This window comes from Loktanella sp. DSM 29012, assembly GCF_900110705.1.
In the GTDB taxonomy this organism is placed as follows: Bacteria; Pseudomonadota; Alphaproteobacteria; order Rhodobacterales; family Rhodobacteraceae; genus Loktanella; species Loktanella gaetbuli.
On the sequence record NZ_FOEJ01000001.1, the window covers coordinates 46,839 to 65,390 of the forward strand.

Annotated in this window: 16 protein-coding genes; 3 read left to right on the plus strand and 13 right to left on the minus strand. The window is 62.4% G+C overall.

Features of this window, described 5'->3' with window-relative positions; translation table 11 throughout:
- Nucleotides 1-5: 5 nt before the first annotated feature.
- The 6 genes from BMX27_RS00250 to BMX27_RS00275 form a co-directional block, all read right to left on the minus strand.
- Entirely contained in the window at nt 6-824 is an 819-nt protein-coding gene (locus BMX27_RS00250) for an ABC transporter ATP-binding protein (RefSeq protein ID WP_090157943.1), read from the minus strand.
- A 67-nt stretch (nt 825-891) separates the two neighbouring features.
- Nucleotides 892-2,850, minus strand: a complete 1,959-nt coding sequence (locus BMX27_RS00255; protein ID WP_090157944.1) for an AMP-binding protein — start codon at nt 2,848-2,850, stop codon at nt 892-894.
- 214 nt (nt 2,851-3,064) lie between these two features.
- A complete protein-coding gene (locus tag BMX27_RS00260) occupies nt 3,065-3,904 on the minus strand; it encodes a DUF481 domain-containing protein (RefSeq protein ID WP_090157945.1) in 840 nt (279 codons plus the stop codon).
- Nucleotides 3,905-4,129: 225 nt separating this feature from the next.
- Nucleotides 4,130-6,919, minus strand: a complete 2,790-nt coding sequence (fdhF, locus tag BMX27_RS00265; RefSeq protein ID WP_090157946.1) for a formate dehydrogenase subunit alpha — start codon at nt 6,917-6,919, stop codon at nt 4,130-4,132.
- A gap of 98 nt (nt 6,920-7,017) precedes the next feature.
- On the minus strand, nt 7,018-7,791 hold the full coding sequence (yaaA, locus tag BMX27_RS00270) for a peroxide stress protein YaaA (RefSeq protein ID WP_090157947.1): 774 nt from the start codon (nt 7,789-7,791) through the stop codon (nt 7,018-7,020).
- 72 nt (nt 7,792-7,863) lie between these two features.
- Nucleotides 7,864-8,547 carry a helix-turn-helix transcriptional regulator gene (locus BMX27_RS00275; RefSeq protein ID WP_090157948.1) on the minus strand — a complete coding sequence of 228 codons (684 nt, stop codon included), beginning with the start codon at nt 8,545-8,547 and terminating at the stop codon, nt 7,864-7,866.
- A 72-nt stretch (nt 8,548-8,619) separates the two neighbouring features.
- Here BMX27_RS00275 and BMX27_RS00280 point away from each other — a divergent pair, with 72 nt between their 5' ends.
- Complete coding sequence (locus BMX27_RS00280; RefSeq protein WP_090157949.1) at nt 8,620-9,237, plus strand: glutathione S-transferase family protein; 618 nt, start codon at nt 8,620-8,622, stop codon at nt 9,235-9,237.
- On the opposite strand, the gene recQ is transcribed toward BMX27_RS00280, so the two are convergent.
- Complete coding sequence (gene recQ, locus BMX27_RS00285) at nt 9,234-11,273, minus strand: DNA helicase RecQ (protein ID WP_090157950.1); 2,040 nt, start codon at nt 11,271-11,273, stop codon at nt 9,234-9,236. The genes BMX27_RS00280 and recQ overlap by 4 nt on opposite strands.
- A gap of 128 nt (nt 11,274-11,401) precedes the next feature.
- Between recQ and BMX27_RS00290 the strand changes: the two genes are divergently transcribed.
- Both BMX27_RS00290 and BMX27_RS00295 read left to right on the plus strand, forming a co-directional pair.
- Nucleotides 11,402-12,046 carry a histidine phosphatase family protein gene (locus BMX27_RS00290; RefSeq protein WP_090157951.1) on the plus strand — a complete coding sequence of 215 codons (645 nt, stop codon included), beginning with the start codon at nt 11,402-11,404 and terminating at the stop codon, nt 12,044-12,046.
- Between the two features lie 57 nt (nt 12,047-12,103).
- Entirely contained in the window at nt 12,104-13,153 is a 1,050-nt protein-coding gene (locus tag BMX27_RS00295) for a saccharopine dehydrogenase (RefSeq protein ID WP_090157952.1), read from the plus strand.
- A 60-nt stretch (nt 13,154-13,213) separates the two neighbouring features.
- On the opposite strand, the gene BMX27_RS00300 is transcribed toward BMX27_RS00295, so the two are convergent.
- From BMX27_RS00300 to BMX27_RS00325, 6 genes are all read right to left on the minus strand, one after another.
- The gene (locus BMX27_RS00300; protein WP_090157953.1) at nt 13,214-13,906 is read right to left on the minus strand and encodes a hypothetical protein; all 693 of its coding nucleotides are present in this window, start codon (nt 13,904-13,906) and stop codon (nt 13,214-13,216) included.
- Between the two features lie 108 nt (nt 13,907-14,014).
- Nucleotides 14,015-14,749 carry an SDR family NAD(P)-dependent oxidoreductase gene (locus BMX27_RS00305; RefSeq protein WP_090157954.1) on the minus strand — a complete coding sequence of 245 codons (735 nt, stop codon included), beginning with the start codon at nt 14,747-14,749 and terminating at the stop codon, nt 14,015-14,017.
- A gap of 23 nt (nt 14,750-14,772) precedes the next feature.
- A complete protein-coding gene (locus BMX27_RS00310) occupies nt 14,773-16,014 on the minus strand; it encodes an MFS transporter (protein WP_090157955.1) in 1,242 nt (413 codons plus the stop codon).
- A complete protein-coding gene (locus tag BMX27_RS00315) occupies nt 16,014-16,766 on the minus strand; it encodes a DUF1365 domain-containing protein (RefSeq protein WP_090157956.1) in 753 nt (250 codons plus the stop codon). Before BMX27_RS00315 ends, BMX27_RS00310 begins: the two co-directional genes overlap by 1 nt.
- Nucleotides 16,763-18,061: an NAD(P)/FAD-dependent oxidoreductase gene (locus BMX27_RS00320; RefSeq protein WP_090157957.1), complete on the minus strand. Its 1,299-nt coding sequence runs from the start codon at nt 18,059-18,061 to the stop codon at nt 16,763-16,765. Before BMX27_RS00320 ends, BMX27_RS00315 begins: the two co-directional genes overlap by 4 nt.
- Nucleotides 18,062-18,147: 86 nt before the next feature.
- A complete protein-coding gene (locus BMX27_RS00325; protein ID WP_090157958.1) occupies nt 18,148-18,537 on the minus strand; it encodes a hypothetical protein in 390 nt (129 codons plus the stop codon).
- Nucleotides 18,538-18,552 lie beyond the last annotated feature (15 nt).

An 18,552-nucleotide genomic window follows, 5' to 3' on the forward strand; every position in this document is an offset into this window, starting at 1 on the left:
GCTCCTTAGTCATGGGCGACCCCCAGATAGGCGTCGATGACATCCTGGTTGTTGCGGACCTCTGACGGGGTGCCGTCGCCAATTTTTCGACCGTAGTCCATCACGACGACCCGGTCGGAAATATCCATGACCACGCCCATGTCGTGTTCGATCAGCGCCACGGTCGTGCCGAATTCGTCATTTACATCAAGGATATATCGGCTCATGTCCTCTTTCTCCTCGACGTTCATGCCCGCCATCGGTTCGTCCAGCAGCAGCAGTTTCGGTTCCGCCGCCAAGGCGCGGGCCAGTTCCACCCGCTTTTTCAGGCCATAAGGCAGACGGCTGACCGGTGTCTTGCGGATCGCCTGAATTTCCAGAAAATCGATGATCCGTTCCACCGCCTCGCGGTTTTCGGTCTCTTCGCGCTCGGCCTTGCCCATCCACAGGGCCTGCGCCAGCATCCCCGATTTCATATGAGTCAGACGGCCGGTCATGATGTTGTCCAGCACGCTCATCCCCTCGAACAACGCAATGTTCTGAAATGTGCGGGCGATGCCCTGCCGCGCCACCTGATAGGGCTTCATCGGCGGGCGCTTTTCGCCCCGGAACCAGACTTCGCCTTCCTGGGGGTGATAGAAACCCGAAATGACGTTCAGCATTGACGATTTGCCAGCGCCGTTGGGGCCGATGATCGCGCGGATTTCACCCTCGCGAATGTCGAAACTGATGTCCTTGATCGCCTCGACACCACCGAACCGCAGGGTGATGCCGCGCATGTCCATCATCACGCCGCCGATGGTGCGCCCGTCATCGGTGACGTAGCTGTCAACGGTATCCTTCATGCATTTCCCCTTTCACGGGATGGCGGGCGGGGCGCCTTTTGCGCCTGCGCAAAACAGCGTCGCCCCGTCATTCCGCAGCCATCCGCGCCGTATTCACGACGACCGCGTCGCGGATATCCAGTGTCGCGCGCAGCTTGCCCTTGCGTCCGTCCTCATAGGTGACCTCGGTCTCGGTCGCGATGGTGTCCGACCCGTCATACAGCGCGGTCACCAGGTCGTTGAACTTGTCACCCACCACCGCGCGGCGCACCTTGCGCGTGCGGGTCATCTCGCCGTCGTCGGCGTCCAGTTCCTTGTGCAGTACCAGAAAGCGGTGAATCTGGCAGGCTGCCAGCATCGGGTCCTGCGCCACGCTCGCGTTCACCGCATTCACGTGGTCCTCGATCTGATCCAGCACGCGCGGGTGTTGCGACAATTCCTGATAGGACGAATAGGCGATGTTGTTGCGTTCGGCCCAGTTGCCCACGGCGTTGAGGTCGATGTTGATGAACGCCACACAACGGTCACGGCCCGCGCCGAACACCACCGCCTCGAGGATGTTGGGATAGAACTTCAACTTGTTCTCGACATACTTGGGCGCGAACATCGCACCATCGGCCATTTTCCCCACGTCCTTGGCCCGGTCGATGATCCGCAGATGGCCGCTGCCTTCTTCGATGAAACCAGCGTCGCCCGTGGCGACCCAGCCGTCCGGATCCTTTGTCGACGCGGTGCTTTCGGGGTTCTTGTAGTAGGCCTCGAACGTGCCGGGCGAACGATAGAACACCTCTCCCCGGTCGTCGATCCGCAGCTCGACCCCCGGTGAGGGCACGCCGACCGTGTCGGATCGCACCTCGCCGTCGGGTTGCTGGGTGATGAAAACCGTCGCCTCTGTCTGGCCATAGAGCTGCTTGAGGTTGATCCCAAGTGACCGGTAGAAATCGAAAATTTCCGGCCCGATCGCCTCGCCTGCGGTATAGCCCACGCGCACGCGGCTCAGGCCAAGCGTGTTTTTCAACGGGCCGTACACAAGCAGATCGCCCAACCTGTAACGGAGCCGGTCCAGCAGGCCCACGGGCTTGCGATCCAGCAGATCGGGCCCCACGCGGCGCGCCAGCGCCATATAGTGATCGAACATCGCCTTCTTGATCCGGCCCGCGTCCTCCATTCGGATCATCACGGTCGTCAGCTGGTTTTCGAACACCCGCGGTGGGGCAAAGAAATAGGTCGGCCCGATCTCGCGCAGGTCGGTCAGCATGGTGTCCGGGCTTTCGGGACAATTCACGCAGAACCCGGTCCACATCGCCTGACCGATGGAAAAGATGAAATCCCCCACCCAGGCCATCGGCAGATAGGCCAGCACCTCGTCACCGGCACGCAGCCGGTCGAATTCAGCCGAATTGCGCGAGGTCGCGATGACATTTCGGTTTGACAGAACCACACCCTTTGGGCGCCCGGTCGTGCCAGAGGTGTAAAGCATGACGCATGTATCATCGAGGGTGCGCGCCTGCGTCAGCGCCTCCATCTCGGCACGTCGCGTACTGGCGCGGCCAGCGGCCTGTGCGTCCGCAAAGCTGGACATCGCCGTGTGGTCATAACGTCGCAGCCCCCGTCCATCGACGTAAATCACGTGCTTCAGGGTCATGTTTCCGGCCTGCGCGTCAATCAGCTTGTCGACCATTTCCTGATCGCCGACCACCGCGAACCGCGCACCTGCGTGATCCAGCGCATAGGCGATCTCTTCGACCGCGGCGTCCTGATAGAGTGGGACCGGAATGCAGCCGATCTTTTGCGCGGCCACCATCGCCCAATACAGCGCCGGACGGTTGCGCCCCGTGATCGCGATATGGTCGCCGACCTGCGCGCCCAATTCCAGCAGACCCAGCGCAAAGGCGTCTATTTCCTCGGCGGCCTGCGCCCAAGTCCAGCTCTGCCAGATGCCGAATTCCTTCTCCCGGTACGCCGGCTTGTCGCCGTGCCGCGCGACGTTGCGCGCCAGCAAATGCGGAATGGACCGTGCATCGTCGCCAATGGCGCCGCTCTTCATATCGGTAATCCTCCCCTCGACCTGGCCCGTCGGGCCAATGGGTCGCACCTCCTCAAGCGGACCCATGCTTCATCTTGGATAAGAACGACCGTCGCGGTCAAATTCTTTTTTTGAACACTTGTTCAATTAAGTGGCATTTTCACGAAAAAGGGCGGTGGCTTGCGCCACCGCCCTCACTTCACTGACAGTCTTCGGGAATGCAATCCGAGTGAGATCAGTTGAAGTTGTAAACGACCGAAACACCCAGGGTGTTGTTTGCATCCGAAAAGCTGCTGTCGGATTCGTCGTTGTAGATCGTGGTCAGCGACGTGCGCAGCGCCAGCGCGTTCGTCATGGACACGTTCAGCGCCAGTTCGTTCTGAATCTGCGCGTTCGCATCAGAGAAGATGACGTCGGTGTCGTTGGTCAGATAGGACGTTTCGGACAGCGAACGATAGTAGTTCGAAGACACCGAACCTGCGACTTCACGCACGTCTTCGCCGTTGACCTGCTCGGCGTAGCGGTAGCCCGGACCAGCCTGGATCGACCACTGCGCGGTCGCGTCGTTCAGGATGCGGTAACCCACACCGGCACCGGCAAAGATGTCGGTGTCATACGAGTCTGCATCCGTGACAGCCGAATCAAGCAGCACGTCCAGCTTGCCATAGGCAAAGAAGGCACCCGAAAGGTCGCGGCGATAATCAGCACCAGCCAGCAGGCGGTTCGTTGTCTCGTCACCGTTGTCGGACGCGTAGTCATACTTGGCCGACACGTCGACGCCGTTCACGCCGTCAAAGGTGCCGTAGCGCAGGCCGACGCCGACATTCGAGTTATCGTCGTCGTCGTTGCTGTTGGCAGTCGCGCGCAGTGCGACCGAACCGTAGGAACCGACGATGCGGCCTTCGTTGCCGAACTGGTTAAAATCACGCTCGGCATCCTCGGCGATCTGCTCTTGCAGGTCGTCGACGGCGTCGACTGCAGCGTCTTCGTTTGCAAAGACAGTGGTCTGCGCAGCAGCGGCACCAGCGATCAGGGATGCGGTCGCGGCGGCTACGAAAATATTCAATGTTTTCATGGTCTCTTTCCTTGTGTCCCGCTGTGTGCGGTGTGGGGGTTAAATGCCCACGCGCGACAAAAGTTCGAGACCCACCGGGCCATTTGGATACGGCTATGGGGCTACTGTTCCATCACAGCCACACCCCACAATCCCGTGATAATTTTTATTATTAAAATCAACTACCTAAAGAAATCACGGGAATATGCAGGTCGTTCACGGGCAGATTTCAGTTTTGTGATGGAACTAAAATGCGTCTTCCGGTTGCGCTGCGGGCTGTGACGCCTTTTCGACGCGCACAGCCGCATACTTGAACTCCGGGATCTTGCCGATGGGGTCAATGGCGGGATTCGTCAGCAGGTTCGCCGCTGCCTCGACGTAGGCAAATGGCAGAAACACCATATCGCGGGCCACGGCCCGATCCGCGCGCGCCATGACGGTGATACGGCCGCGGCGGGTGGACAGGGTCACATAGCCGCCAGCCTCGACGCCCAGATCGCGCAGCGTGTGCGGATGCAAAGAACAATTTGCCTGCGGTTCCACCGCATCAAGCACCGTCGCTCGGCGGGTCATCGCGCCCGTGTGCCAATGTTCCAATTGCCGCCCGGTCGTCAGCACCATGGGATATTCCGCATCCGGCTGCTCGTCGGGTGCGATCACATCCGCAGGGGTGAACCGCGCCCGGCCACCCTCGCGGGGAAAGCCATCGGCAAACAGGATCGACTGACCGGGGTCATCCGGACCGCCGGTCGGATAGGTGACGGCCTGATGTTCCAGCCTGTCCCAACTAATGTGGTCCAGTGACGGCATCGTGCTGGCCATTTCGGCATAGACGTCGCGCGGGTGGCTATAGGTCCAGTCCAGTCCCAGCCGCTGACCCATGTCGATCAGGATGCGCCAATCCTCGCGCGCCTCGCCCGGTGGCGGGACGGCAGGACGTCCCATCTGCACCTGACGGTTGGTATTGGTCACTGTCCCGGTTTTTTCGGCAAAGGCCGACGCAGGCAGGATCACATCCGCGAAGTTCGCGGTTTCGGTCAAAAAGATATCCTGCACCACCAGATGATCCAGCATCGCCAGACCCGCGCGCGCGTGGTCCAGATCAGGATCTGACATGGCCGGGTTTTCACCCTGGATGAACATCCCCTTGATCTGTCCGTCATGGATACCTTGCAGGATTTCCGTCACGGTCAGGCCTTTTTCAGCGGCAACGGTACCGGCCCCCCAAAGGGCATCGAAACTGGCGCGCACCTCGGCACTGGTGACTGATTGGTAATCCGGCAAATACATCGGAATGAGGCCGGCATCAGACGCACCCTGTACGTTGTTCTGACCGCGCAGCGGATGCAGCCCGGTGCCGGGTCGGCCGATCTGCCCCGTCATCAGCGCGAGCGAGATCAGGCAGCGCGAGTTGTCGGTGCCATAGGTGTGCTGGCTGATGCCCATGCCCCAAAAGATCATCGCAGATTGCGCCCCGGCAAAGGTCCGCGCCACATCGCGAAGCGTGTCGGCGTCGATGCCGCAGATCTCTGACATCGACTCTGGCGTGAACCGTTTCAGGTGTTCGCGCTCTGCGTCCCAGTTTTCGGTATAACCGTCGATATATTGTTCATCGAACAGCCCTTCGGTGACGATGACGTTGCAGATGGCGTTCAGCATCGCGACATCGGTGCCGGGTTTGAACTGCAGCATGTGCGATGCATGCCGTTTCAGCGCCTGACCGCGGGGGTCCATCACGATCAGCTTGCCACCGCGCGCTGCGAATTGCTTGAAATAGGTGGCCGCGACGGGATGGTTTTCGATCGGGTTGGCCCCGATCACGATCGCCACATCGGCGTTTTCAATCTCGTTGAACGTCGCCGTAACACCGCCAGAGCCCACGTTTTCCATCAGCGCCGCAACGGATGACGCATGACACAGCCGCGTGCAGTGATCGACATTGTTGTGGCCGAACCCCTGCCGGATCAGTTTCTGGAACAGATAGGCCTCTTCGTTGCTGCATTTGGCAGACCCAAAGCCGGCAACGGTTTGACCGCCCTGCGTATCGCGCAGCTCCGACAGGCCGCCTGCCGCGCGGTCCATCGCTTCCTCCCAGGTCGCCTCGCGGAACACGTCGAGGTAATTGCCGGGATCGACGTTCATCCCCTTGGCGGGCGCATCATCGCGGCGGATCAGCGGTTTCGTCAGACGATGCGGATGATTGATATAGTCGAACCCGAACCGCCCCTTGACGCACAAACGGTTCTGATTGGCAGGACCGTCAATCCCTTCGACATACTTGATCTTGCCGTCCTTGACCTTGAGGCTGATCTGGCAACCGACCCCGCAAAACGGGCAGACGCTGGCAACCTCCGTGTCAAAATCCTTGCGGTCACCGACCTGGGCGGTATCGACGACGCTGGCCTCCATCAGGGCACCGGTCGGACAGGCCTGCACACATTCGCCGCAGGCCACACAGGTGCTGTCGCCCATCGGGTCGTCCATATCGAACACCGGATAGGCGTCATGCCCACGCCATGCCATGCCGATCACGTCGTTGACCTGCACCTCGCGGCAGGCACGGACGCACAGGTTGCACTGGATACAGGCATCCAGATTCACGCGCATCGCCACATGGCTGTCATCCAGCAGCGGCACGTGATCCAGATCCTTGGCCGGGAACCGCGACGTGGTCACGCCCTCGGCCTGCGCCATGTCCCACAGGTGGCTGGACTTGTCGTGTGCCACATCCTGCGCAGGCTGATCGGCGACCAGCAGTTCCATCACCATGCGGCGGGCCTGCCGTTCGCGCGGCTGGTCGGTCGTAACGACCATGCCTTCGGTCGGCTTGCGCAGGCAGGACGCCACAAGGTTCTTTTCCCCGTCAACGGCCACCATGCAGGCGCGACAATTGCCGTCCGGGCGGTAGCTGGCGGCGTCCTTGAAACACAAATGCGGGATCACCAGACCGCGGCCATGCGCGACCTCCCAGATGGTCTGGCCGGCGGCGGCCTCGACCTGCTGGCCATCAAGGGTGAAGGTGATCGTATCAGACATCGGGTCGCTCCATCGGGACTGTAACGATCCTAGCGCGCGATGCCCGGCCCGTCACATGACACAGACGACAGATTGCCGATTTTTTGCGCCAGTTTGTCCTATTGGGTCGGATAATCCCGCACGAACGCCCAGGTGTCGCCCTCTGACAAATCGGGATCGTAGGCGTAACCGCCGCTGTTGAACCCTTTGACGTCATTGATATCGGTCAGGCGGTTTTCCACGACAAACCGCGCCATCGCACCCCGCGCGCGTTTCGCGAAAAAGCTGACCATGCGCGGGCGGTCGTCCTTCACTTCGAGGAACTTGGGCGTGATGACCCGCAGTTTCAGCGCAGGTGTCTGGGCCGCGTTGAAATATTCCTGACTTGCGCAATTCAGCAGCGCGTCGGTGCCACGCTCGGCCGCACGGGCATTCAGCGCCTTGGCAATCGTATCGCCCCAATAATCATAGAGGTTCGCGCCACGCCGCGTTTTCAGCCGGCTGCCCATTTCCAGCCGATAGGGCTGGATCGCATCCAGCGGGCGCAACACACCATACAGACCAGACAGGATGCACAGGCAATCCTGCGCAAAGGCAAGATCGTCCTCTGACAACGTTTTCGCCTCCAGGCCCTGATAGGTGTCACCATCGAACGCCAGCGCCGCCGGTTTCACTGCATCCGCTGCCGGATCGTCAGCAAAATCCTTGAACCGGTCACGGTTCAATCGCGCAAGCTCGTCCGAAATGCTCATCAGTTTGCGCAGATCACCCAGGGTCTGGCCGCGCATCGTCTTGGCCAGCCGCACGGCGTCGGCCTGAAACGCAGGCTGCGTCGGGGTGATATCGACGGGATCAAGGTTGAGCGATTTGGCGGGCGAGAGCGTGACGAGCATGGGACCTCCGGACAGTGTGCGCGACGTTGTAGCACCCCAGCCACCGGGCGCCACCCGGCGGCGTGTCGCATCCTACCGCGCAGTCAGGATTGCCACGTAGTCCCGCAGCAGCGCGGTGCGGCGAGGGCGGAAACTTTCGTCTGTCGCCGAAACGCCCTGAATGCGGTCCGCCATGAACTTGCGAAAGTCCTGGCGGAGAACGCACCACGCCAGGATCATAACCCCGCGATCGATATAGACGGTCGCCAGCGGCAGGATGCGCCGGTCGGACGGCGTACCCGTCGCGTCGACATAGCTGATCCTGACAGCCGTTTCGTCCCAGATTGCCGCCCGGATCAACGACAGGTCAGCCAGTGGTGCGGCAGGGCGTTCTGCGCGCCGCACCATCACGGCAGCATGTTGCGCCTGCCGCTGCTGGCGGTCGGGCAATGTCGCGATGATCTTGCCAAGTGCAGTTTCCGCCGCCAGCGCCAGCGCGCGGTCACCCCGATGCGGCACCTCAGCCAGTCCCAGCAGCAGTGCCTCGATTTCCTCGCGGGTGAACGTCTGGGGCGGCAGGGCCGAATCCTCGGTCAGGGTATAGCCATAACCCGGCGCACCATCGATCAGCGCGCCGCCCGCGCGCAGCGTGTCGATGTCACGATACAGGGTGCGTTCAGAGACCCCCGTTTCATCGGCCAACCGCGCGGCAGTCACGGGCTGCGGCAGGCGGCGCAGCGTATCGAGCAGGCGAAACAAACGATCGGTGCGGGCCATAACGATCCTGACAGAAACTGACAGGAGTGTTCCCGTATTCAGGCTGCATCGCAACCCTGAAAGGACAAACCGATGCTGATCCTCTATCATGCCCCCTACACCCGCTCTTCGAGCATCATCCAACTGCTGATCGAACTGAATGCGTTGGACCGCGTCGATGTACGCGTGGTCGACGTCGCCCGCCAGGACGGCAGAGGCACCGCCGATCCCGCGAACCTCCACCCCGAGGGCAAGGTCCCCCTGCTGGTCCACGATGGCGTCATGATCCGCGAACGCGGCGCAATCATCCAGTATCTGACGGAACTGTTTCCCAGCGAACTGGCCCCCAAACCCGGCGACCCGACGCGCGGCGCGTATCTCGGCTGGCTAGCCTACTATGGCGCGGTGATAGAGCCGGTGATGGTCACGACGATGCTGGGTCTGGATCACCCCGGGCTGCACGCCAATTTCCGTGGCAAGGCCGAAATGAGCGATGCACTCATCAACGCACTCACCGACCGACCCTATCTGTTGGGTGACAGGTTCACCGCCGTGGACCTGCTGGTCAGCTCACCTTTCGACTGGATGCCGTCCTTTGCGCCGACGGAACAGGTTGTGCAGGACTGGCTGGCGCGCTGCACAGATCGGCCAGCTTACCGGGCCATGGGCAGCTATGACGCTGGCCTGATGCCTGCGGCCAAGGCGGGTTAATCCACACCCTCGGCCAGGACCGCCAAAAAGGCGGCACCAAACCGCTGCGCGTGGCGTTCGCCGATCAGCCGGGCCAGCGCATCCGCATCGGGGCTGCGCAGCTGTGCCACCTTGGCCAGTTGCGCAGCCGTGCAGGACATCGGCTTGTCCGCACCGTCCGGGCCGCGTTGCAGATCAGCCTGCACGGCCAGCAATCGGTCATAGATCGCGCCCTCTGCCCGCCCGGCCAGCTTCATCCGCGCGGGGTGCACCTGTTCGACGGCACCCGCGATCACCTCGAGGAATGCACGGCCGTAGCTGTCCAGCTTTTTCGCACCGACGCCGCTGATCCCCGCCATCTGGTCCAGGGTTTGGGGTTTGCGTTCCGCCATCTCGATCAGCGTCTTGTCGTTGAAAATGATGTAGGCCGGACCGCCAGCCGCCTCGGCCAAGGCGCGGCGCTTTGCCTTGAGCGCGGACAGCAGCGGCGCATCTTCTTCAGACACCATCTGGCGCACAGCGGGGCTGAACTTGGCGGCCTGAACAGTATCGCGGCGCAGGGTGATCTGCGCCTCGCCCCGCAGAATCGGCAGTGCGGCATCGGTCATCCGCAGTGCGCCGTGCCGCGCAGGATCGGGGCGGAACAGATCCAGCCCCATCATTTGCCGGAAAATCGCCTGCCATTGGCGTTTGGAAAACTCGCGCCCGACACCGAACGTCGGCAGCGCATCATGCCCGCGCTCGCGGATTTTCGCTGTATCCGCGCCCATCACGATGTCGATCAGGTGACCCGCCCCAAACCATTCCTCGGTCCGCAACGCCGCGGACAAGGCCATGCGCACGGGCGTCGTGGCATCAAACACCTCTGCCGGGGTATCGCACAGATCACAGTTGCCACAGGGCTGCGGGTCCTCGCCAAAGTAACGCAACAGGTTTTGGCGGCGACAGACCTGCGCCTCGGCCAGACCAAGCAGCGCGTTCAACCGGCCATGATCGGCTGCACGCCGCTCAGGTGGGGCCAAACCTTCGTCGATCTGCTGACGCCGGTAGCGCACATCGTCCGGCCCATAAAGCGTCAGGGTTTCCGCAGGCCCGCCATCACGCCCAGCGCGACCGATTTCCTGATAATAGCTCTCGATCGACTTTGGCAGGTCGGCATGGGCGACCCACCTGATGTCCGGCTTGTCGATCCCCATGCCAAAGGCGATGGTCGCACAAACAATCAGCCCGTCCTCTTGCTGGAACCGCCGTTCGATGTCGCGCCGCGCCTCGGCCTCCATCCCGCCGTGATAGGCACAGGCCGAATGTCCCGCCTGACCCAGCGCCTGCGCCAGCGTTTCCGTCTTGGCCCGCGTGCCGCAATAGACGATGCCTGACTGCCCTTTGCGAGCACCGGCAAAGTTCATGATTTGCGCTCTTGGCCCGTCCTTCACCGCAAATGCCAGGTGAATGTTCGGCCGGTCGAACCCGCGCAGGAACGATTGCGGCTGCACCCCACCGAACAGCTTTTGCACGATTTCTTCGCGTGTTTCTGCATCCGCCGTCGCCGTGAATGCTGCCAGCGGCACATCCAGCGTTTCACGCAGTTCGCCGATCCGCAGGTAGTCGGGCCTGAAATCGTGTCCCCACTGGCTGACGCAATGCGCCTCGTCCACGGCGATCAGGCTGACGCCCGCCTCGCGCAGCATCCGCTGGGTGCCGAATGACGCCAGTCGTTCAGGGGCCATGTACAGCAGTTTCAGCGATCCGTCCGCCAGGGCCTGCCAGACGGCATCGGTTTCTTCCTCCGTGTTGCCAGAGGTCAGCGCGCCAGCAGCGACCCCCGCCTCGCGCAGGCCGCGCACCTGGTCGCGCATCAGCGCAATCAGTGGCGAAATGACGACGGTTACACCCGGTCGCACCATCGCTGGCAGCTGAAAACACAGCGATTTGCCACCACCCGTCGGCATGATGGCCAGCGTGTTCTGACCCGCGACGACAGCATCCACGATCTCTTCCTGGCCGGGGCGAAAGCCATCGAACCCAAAGACATCCCGCAGGATATGTGCCGCTTGCATCGTCTGCCCCCAACCGTGCCTGAGGGTGCTTCATTCCACATGAAGAATCAGTAAACAAGCGCCCCGCGACCGCGACCGTTGCCAATCGCCGCCCGCTCGCCTACCCAATCACCGCAAAGGAGACCGACATGGGCGAAATCACACTGGTCCGGCACGGGCAGGCCAATTCCGCAGCCACGAACGAGGCGGACTATGACCGTCTGTCTGACCTGGGCCACCAACAGGCCAAGTGGCTGGGCGACTGGATGCGTGACCACGACCGCCCCTATGACGTCGTGCTGTCCGGGACGCTGCGCCGCCAGCGCGAAACGCTGACCAATCTAGGATACCCGGATGCCGAGCGCGACCCACGCCTGAACGAAATCGCCTACTATGACCTGACGGACGAGATGACGCGCGTACACGGTTCGGGTGCCCACGACCCCAGTGATTTCGTCACCCGCTTTCCGGCCACCCTGACCGCATGGCGCAAGGGCGAGATCGGTGGTGCGGAAACCTACGACACCTTTCGCGACCGTGTGCGCGACGTGATGGATATGGCCGCCCAGCCTGGCAAGCGTGTGCTGTGCGTCTCGTCAGGCGGCATCATCGCGCAGGCTGTGTCAGACATCCTGGGGCTGGACATCCCGCAGATGGCGCGGATTGCCCTGCCGATCTTCAATACCTCGGTCCACAGGATCCACGTCACCGACCACGGCCCGCTGCTGGTCAGTTTCAACAGCGTGCCGCACCTCGATACCGCCGACCGCGCCGACAATCGCACGTTCTACTGACGCGGGTTCTGCTCCCGCTGACCTGAACCACAACACTCACGAAAGAGGACTGCCGACATGACACATCTCTGGGTCCGCGCCGAATCCCGCGATCACGAGGCACGGGTCGGCATCATGCCACAGGGCGTGGCCCAGCTGATCGCGGCGGGCTTTCACGTCACGGTCGAGGATTCACCCGACCGGATCGTGCCAACGACCGACTACGCTGCAACCGGGGCAGATATCGCGCCTGCTGGTGGCTGGACCGACGCGCCCGATGACGCGCTGATCTTCGGGCTCAAGGAACTGCCCGCCGACGGCAGCCCTCTCCGCCATCGCCACATCATGTTTGGCCACGCCTTCAAGGTACAGCCGGACGGGCTGCGCCTGCTGGACCGGTTCAAGGCCGGTGGCGGCACGCTGCTCGATCTCGAATACCTGACCGATGACCAGAACCGACGCGTCGCCGCATTCGGCTACTGGGCGGGCTACGCTGGCGCGGCCGTGTCATTGATGTGCTGGATTGCACAGCAGCACGGCCGCGATATGGGTCCGATCCGCGCCGTCCCCTCAGCCGCACACCTGCTGGCAGACCTACAAAGCGACCTTGTCACGCTCGGAACTCAGCGCCCGACCGCCCTGATCATCGGGGCCAAGGGACGGGTCGGCACCGGTGCCGCCGATCTGTGCCGCGAAATGGGCGTCGCCACCACCCGCTGGGATATCGAAGAAACCGCCCACGGCGGCCCCTTTCCACAAGTACTGACGCACGACCTGTTTCTCAATTGCATCCTTGCGCGACCCGGCACACCGGTTTTTGTGCCCGCCTCGGCCAGGACAGCAACGCGCAAACTGTCCGTCATCGGCGATATCGCATGCGACCCCGACAGCGATTTCTCCCCGATCAAGGTCTACGACCGCGTCACCACATGGGACGCCCCAGCGCTGCGGGTGCACGATGATCCACCGCTGGATGTCACCGCCATCGACAACCTGCCGTCCCTGATGCCGCTGGAATCCTCGCAGGACTTTGCAGACCAGCTTCTGCCGCACCTGGCCGCCCTGCCGGACAGCGACGTCTGGGCGCGCGCCGCACAGATCTTTGACCGGGCGATCAGCCGCCGCTGATCCATTCGCTGTTTTCGAAATATCCCGGGGGTCTGGGGGCAGCGCCCCCAGACGTGGCCATCAGCGCCTGCGCCGTCTGCGGGACACGAGGATCAAGACGCCGGCGACAACGATAAACACCAGAATACACAGCAGGAAAAACCAACCGGGGCAAAGCACAGTCAGTGTGATCACCGTGGCACCGGCCGCAGCAGCCGCCGACAGGCTTTTGCCCTGCGCGCCGGGTGGCAGACCGTTGAACGACCGGTTGAGATCCTCAATCGCTTGCGCGACACAATCGCGGCTTGCCTCCAGCGACTTGCGAAACTGGCCGTCTTTTTCAGCGCGCGCCGCGATTGATTTGAGCAGACCTTCCGCGCTGTCCATCTCTTGGACGGCGGTCAGAATATCCTTGCGCAGCGCGGTTCCGGCCGACGCACTATCGGGCAGCACCCGCATCGCACGGCGCACCGATGGTCCGTCAACATCGTCCTGCAACCCGTCGTAAAGCGTCAGGTGCAGGTAGGATAACAACAGCGACTGCGCCTGCCCCACATCCGGGATCGGCTTGAAATCAATCCCGGCTTCGGCAGCGGGATCGAGCCGGAAATCCCCGATGATTTTCTCGATCAGCGCCTCTGCGCCGTCGGGTGGTTCGCCCGGCCGGTCGGCATGCAGGTAGGTCTGCACCGCCTCGACCAACAGGTCGGGTTGAAACGTCGAACGTGAAAACGCGTCTTTACCAATTACACTGGTGATATCATCGAAATGCATGTCGATCTCCCAAGTCAGAGTGAATTGCGCCCGGTTCGGGCACGACAACTCTGCCTTGGGTTGTGATTCGTTTCTACAAAAACCGCCTTACGCGCATTTCCGGCCGGCTCAACGACCGAAAATCGGATAGTAGAGCGCGTCGGGCAAGAACTGCCCCAGCCGGAAAATCGACCCAAGCAAGCGCGGGAATGTCTTTTTGAAATTCGCGCTGTCCATCAGTTCGAACATCTCGCGGGCGGCCTCTTCGGGCTCCATGATCTGGGGCATCGAAAAATCGTTCTTGTCGGTCAGGCGCGTCTTGATGAAACCGGGGTTGGCGACCTGCACCCTGACGCCTGTCTTGCGCAGATCCGCATGCAGGCATTCCGCCATCGACAGGATCGCCGCCTTGGACGAGGTATAACCGATTGATCCGGGCAGACCCCTGTAGGCCGTCAGCGAAGAGGTCAGGACGATATGGCCTGCGTCCCGCGCGGTCATGTCGCCAATGACCGCGCCAACACAGCGTTGCGCGCCCAGAAAATTGACCGTGGCCATGGTGTCGGCCTTTTCCTGATCCCATTCACCCGCCGCCATCGGCCAATAGACACCGGCCAGATAGACCATGCCGTCGATCCGTCCGACCTGTTCGGCAGCCGTCTGGACGGAACCCAGATCCGCGACGTCGACCGTCACATATGACGCCTTGCCCGGCAGTTCGGCCACCAGATCCTTGAGCCTGTCTTCGGAGCGGGCCGATACGATCACCTCGGCCCCGACCTTGGACAGCTGATGCGCCAGCGCGCGGCCCAGCCCTTCGGATGCGCCGACCAACCAATACCGTTTGCCCTGCCAGTCACTCATATCTTTCTCCTCTGCGTTAGAGGTCAGATAGGGTCGCGCTGCGGGTCCTCAAGCGACAGCCGCGCCAAAAGCGCGATCGCCAGCAGTTTCAACCCGCATGGCACCCCCGCATAAAGCCATGTCAGCAGCACAAGCGCGCTGTCGGGACTGTCGCCCGTCGACCGAAACCCGGCCTGTTCCAGCAAGGGCAACAGAGCCGCTGCGGCAAAGGCCAGCGTCAGTTTGTTCACCAGACTCCACAGACCGAAACCCTGACCGCCGTTAGGCGACACCCGCGCCATGCGACGCGCGAACAGCGCAGGCAGCAGCGTCAGATCCGCCCCGATGGACGCACCCGACAGCACGCAGACCACGGCGAATGCCACCGTGTCACCGGCCCCCAGCGTCAGGGTATAGCCAAACGACAGCACCGCCAGGACCATCGCCACCAGCAGGACACGCTTGGCCCCCCAGCGCCGCGCGGCGGCAGACCATGCCGGCGATGACAATGCCGCCGCAAGAAAGAACAGCACCAGCAGCGGTCCTTCCCAGCCGGGTGCCTGCAACCGGCTTTCGACAAAGAACAAAAACAACGTGGACGATACCGCCAGCGGGGTGGCGTTCACCAATGCCAGCAACAGAAGACGGCGGGTGATGCCGTCCGACAGGATTGTGCGGATCGGCGTGGTTTCGGCCTGTGTGCGGCCCTTCCATTCGGGCCACATCACGACGGCGGCAACGACCGCCAGTCCCGCAAACCAGAACGCAAATACGGCAAATGGCGCGTCGACCAGCCCCATCAGGGCGGTGGGCGCAATGGCGGCGATGCAGATGCCCAGCAGACCGCCGCTTTCGCGCCAGGCGGCCAGCCGGACGTGACCGTCATCGCCCGGTCCGGCCTTGGCCACGCCCTGCGCGTAGAAATTGATCGTCAAAAAGCTGAAGGCGCTGAACAGCGCGGTCACGGTCAGTCCGAACCACCACAGCGGGGCAATGGGCGGTGCTATGGCAAACAGCCCCAGCATTGCCAGCGCCAGCACCAGCACACCGGCGGTCACGGCCAGCCGCTTGCCCTTGTCCAATCTCTCGCTGACCCACCCCAGTGCGGGGTCCTGCACTACGTCCACCAGCCGCAGCGCAGCCAAGAGAGCGCCGAGTGCGGTCAGGCTGACACCGTAGGTGTCGGCATAATATTTGGGTGCGTAGATATAGATCGGCAGGCCGGCCGCGTTGATGATCGCGGCGAACAACGCATAAGCAGGCAGGCGCTGGGACCAGGCGTTCATCAGGTGACATCATCCTCTGGCGGCGGCGTCCACGGGCGAAAGGTGGCACCCTTCCACCACAGTTTCAACGCCTGCCAGTGGATCAGCGCCAGCACGCGCCGCGACCCGAACGGGCGACGCAAGGCGGCGGCCAGGATACCCCGATTGGTCAACGGCTGTCGCGGTCCCTGCAGTGTCGCGATCAGACCACCCGCGTCCCGCCCATAGTCGATCCGGATGTCGACCGCATCGGCTGTGATGTCGAAATAGAACGTGTAATCACCGGCAATCGGCTGGAACGGCGAGACGTGGAAAACCTTGCGTGCGTGCAGCGCGTCGCGCCCGGTGATCGGGGCCAGATCGTCGTGGTGGCACAGATAGCAATGCCGGTCGCCAAAGGTGTTGCCGACCTCTGCGATTACGACCCGCAGCACGCCGCCCGCGTCAAAGCACAGCCAGAACGACACCGGGTTGAACACATGGCCAAGCACGCGCGGCTGCGCCAGCAGAGAGATGTCGGTGATCCCATCCAGTGCAGCCGCCGCCAACGTCTGGCGGACCCAGGCGGCACCGCTGCCCTGCTGCACGACGCCGCCATGGTCCGCGTCCCAAAGGGACATCAGGCCGCGCCGGTTACGCCCGAACAGACCGGGGCCCGTGACATCGGCCTCGGCATCGCACATCACGTAGTCGATGGAATAGCGAAAGGCGTTTTTCACAGCCCCCTTGCGACCGTGGTAGGTCTGACCCGGGATATGCTGGATGCCCGTCACTCTGCCGCGATCCGTCGCGTATGGGCGGCATTCAGGCGGTCAACCACGTCATAAGCGCTGGCCAGACCATCCTCGTGGAACCCGTTTCGCATCCATGCACCACAGAACCAGGTGTTGTTGGTCCCGTTCATGCGCGCCGCATCCTTTTGTGCGGCAAGTGCGGCGGTATCATAGACCGGATGACGCAGGTTGGTTTCGTCCCAGATCAGATCCTCGCGGATCGTGCGGGTCGTGTTCAGCGTCACCATGTAGTCCTGACCGGTCAGCCAGGGTTGCAGGCTGTTCATCCAGTAGGTCAGGTCGATTTGATCAGACCGCTTGTTCGCGGCCTCGGTATATATCCAGGACGCCCAGACCTTGCGGCGTTTGGGCATGATCGCGGTGTCCGAATGCAGCACGACACGGTTGCCCTGATAGCGCACGGCACCCAGTGTCGCGGCCTCTTCGGCGCTGGCATCCGCCAGCAAGGCCAGCGTATCGTCGGAATGGGTTGCGAACACGACCTCGTCGAACGTTTCCCACTCTGCGCCGATGGCCCGCACCTGCACCGCGCCGCCCGTGCGCCGGACACCCTGCACACCGGCCCCAAGGCGCAGGTCCACACCGCGCTTTGCCATGTCGGCACCCAGTTTTGCCACGTATTGCTGGCTACCGCCCGCGACCGTGTACCACTGGTGCTGTCCGGTTGTGTTCAGCAGCGCATGATTGTCGAAAAACGTCAGCAGCGCATGGGCCGGAAAGTCGAGAATCTTTTCCTTGGGCGTCGACCAGATCGCACCGGAAAACGGCGTCAGGTAATGGTCGCGGAAATAATCCGACAGGCGCAGCTTTTTCAGCAGGCCGGCGATGGTGAGGCTGGTGTCCTGTGCGGCGGCCATACCATGTTTGTTGAAATGCAGGATGTCGCGCACCATCCGCAGGAATTTCGGGTTCGCCGCGTTGCGTCGCTGCGCAAACAGGGCATCCAGCGAATGCAGCGCATATTCCATACGCCCCCCGTCAAACGACGCGCCAAAGCTCATGTTGCTTTCGACGGTATCGACACCCAGCTCGTCGAACAAACCGACAAGGTTCGGATAATTCGCATGGTTGAACACGATGAATCCGGTGTCGACAGGCGTATCCGCCTGTGGTCCGGCCATCCGTGTGCGGGCATGACCGCCCAGCCGCTTGGCCGCTTCGAACAGGGTCACATGATGATCACGGGCCAATGCATGCGCGGCACCCATGCCGGATATACCAGCGCCGATCACCGCGATGCGACGCGGCGTGGGGGATATTCTGGGCAGGCTCATTGCAGTCTCCGTCGTGGTCAGTGTCGTCAGAGCCACGGTACGTAGCGCAGATCAGTTGCAGGGCAGTGCGTATGAATTGTCGCAGGTCAGTCCCAGGCCAGCGGGATCATCTGGCCGCGCTCTTGCAGAAATCCGTCACCGTTGCGATCCAGAAAGAACGTCAGCCCTGGATAGGCGTTCGCGACGACGTATTGACCGTCGATGATGGACGACTGGCCGACGGGGCCATTCTCGGACCCGCCACAGACCTCGGTATTGTTGCGGCAGGGTGCCAGCGTAAAGGTGCGCATCACCTGCAAGGGATCGGCATCCTGAACCAGAATGCGGATCGGGCCGTCATCCAGCGGCGTGTCGCCAAAGGCTTCGGTCAGGGCTATGCCCGATTGCGCAACACCATCCGAAAACGGCGCGGGGTTCATCGGGTTCGTGCAGCCGGCCAGTCCAAGACTGCCGAGGATCATCAGGCGGGAAAACATCTATGGTGTCCTTTT

What these genes read in the sequence shown, in the direction of transcription:
- BMX27_RS00250 (WP_090157943.1), bottom strand. Translation starts at nt 824, where the DNA reads ATGAAGGATACCGTTGACAGCTACGTCACCGATGACGGGCGCACCATC.
- BMX27_RS00255 (WP_090157944.1), bottom strand. Translation starts at nt 2,850, where the DNA reads ATGAAGAGCGGCGCCATTGGCGACGATGCACGGTCCATTCCGCATTTG.
- BMX27_RS00260 (WP_090157945.1), bottom strand. Translation starts at nt 3,904, where the DNA reads ATGAAAACATTGAATATTTTCGTAGCCGCCGCGACCGCATCCCTGATC.
- fdhF (WP_090157946.1), bottom strand. Translation starts at nt 6,919, where the DNA reads ATGTCTGATACGATCACCTTCACCCTTGATGGCCAGCAGGTCGAGGCC.
- yaaA (WP_090157947.1), bottom strand. Translation starts at nt 7,791, where the DNA reads ATGCTCGTCACGCTCTCGCCCGCCAAATCGCTCAACCTTGATCCCGTC.
- BMX27_RS00275 (WP_090157948.1), bottom strand. Translation starts at nt 8,547, where the DNA reads ATGGCCCGCACCGATCGTTTGTTTCGCCTGCTCGATACGCTGCGCCGC.
- BMX27_RS00280 (WP_090157949.1), top strand. Translation starts at nt 8,620, where the DNA reads ATGCTGATCCTCTATCATGCCCCCTACACCCGCTCTTCGAGCATCATC.
- recQ (WP_090157950.1), bottom strand. Translation starts at nt 11,273, where the DNA reads ATGCAAGCGGCACATATCCTGCGGGATGTCTTTGGGTTCGATGGCTTT.
- BMX27_RS00290 (WP_090157951.1), top strand. Translation starts at nt 11,402, where the DNA reads ATGGGCGAAATCACACTGGTCCGGCACGGGCAGGCCAATTCCGCAGCC.
- BMX27_RS00295 (WP_090157952.1), top strand. Translation starts at nt 12,104, where the DNA reads ATGACACATCTCTGGGTCCGCGCCGAATCCCGCGATCACGAGGCACGG.
- BMX27_RS00300 (WP_090157953.1), bottom strand. Translation starts at nt 13,906, where the DNA reads ATGCATTTCGATGATATCACCAGTGTAATTGGTAAAGACGCGTTTTCA.
- BMX27_RS00305 (WP_090157954.1), bottom strand. Translation starts at nt 14,749, where the DNA reads ATGAGTGACTGGCAGGGCAAACGGTATTGGTTGGTCGGCGCATCCGAA.
- BMX27_RS00310 (WP_090157955.1), bottom strand. Translation starts at nt 16,014, where the DNA reads ATGAACGCCTGGTCCCAGCGCCTGCCTGCTTATGCGTTGTTCGCCGCG.
- BMX27_RS00320 (WP_090157957.1), bottom strand. Translation starts at nt 18,061, where the DNA reads ATGAGCCTGCCCAGAATATCCCCCACGCCGCGTCGCATCGCGGTGATC.
- BMX27_RS00325 (WP_090157958.1), bottom strand. Translation starts at nt 18,537, where the DNA reads ATGTTTTCCCGCCTGATGATCCTCGGCAGTCTTGGACTGGCCGGCTGC.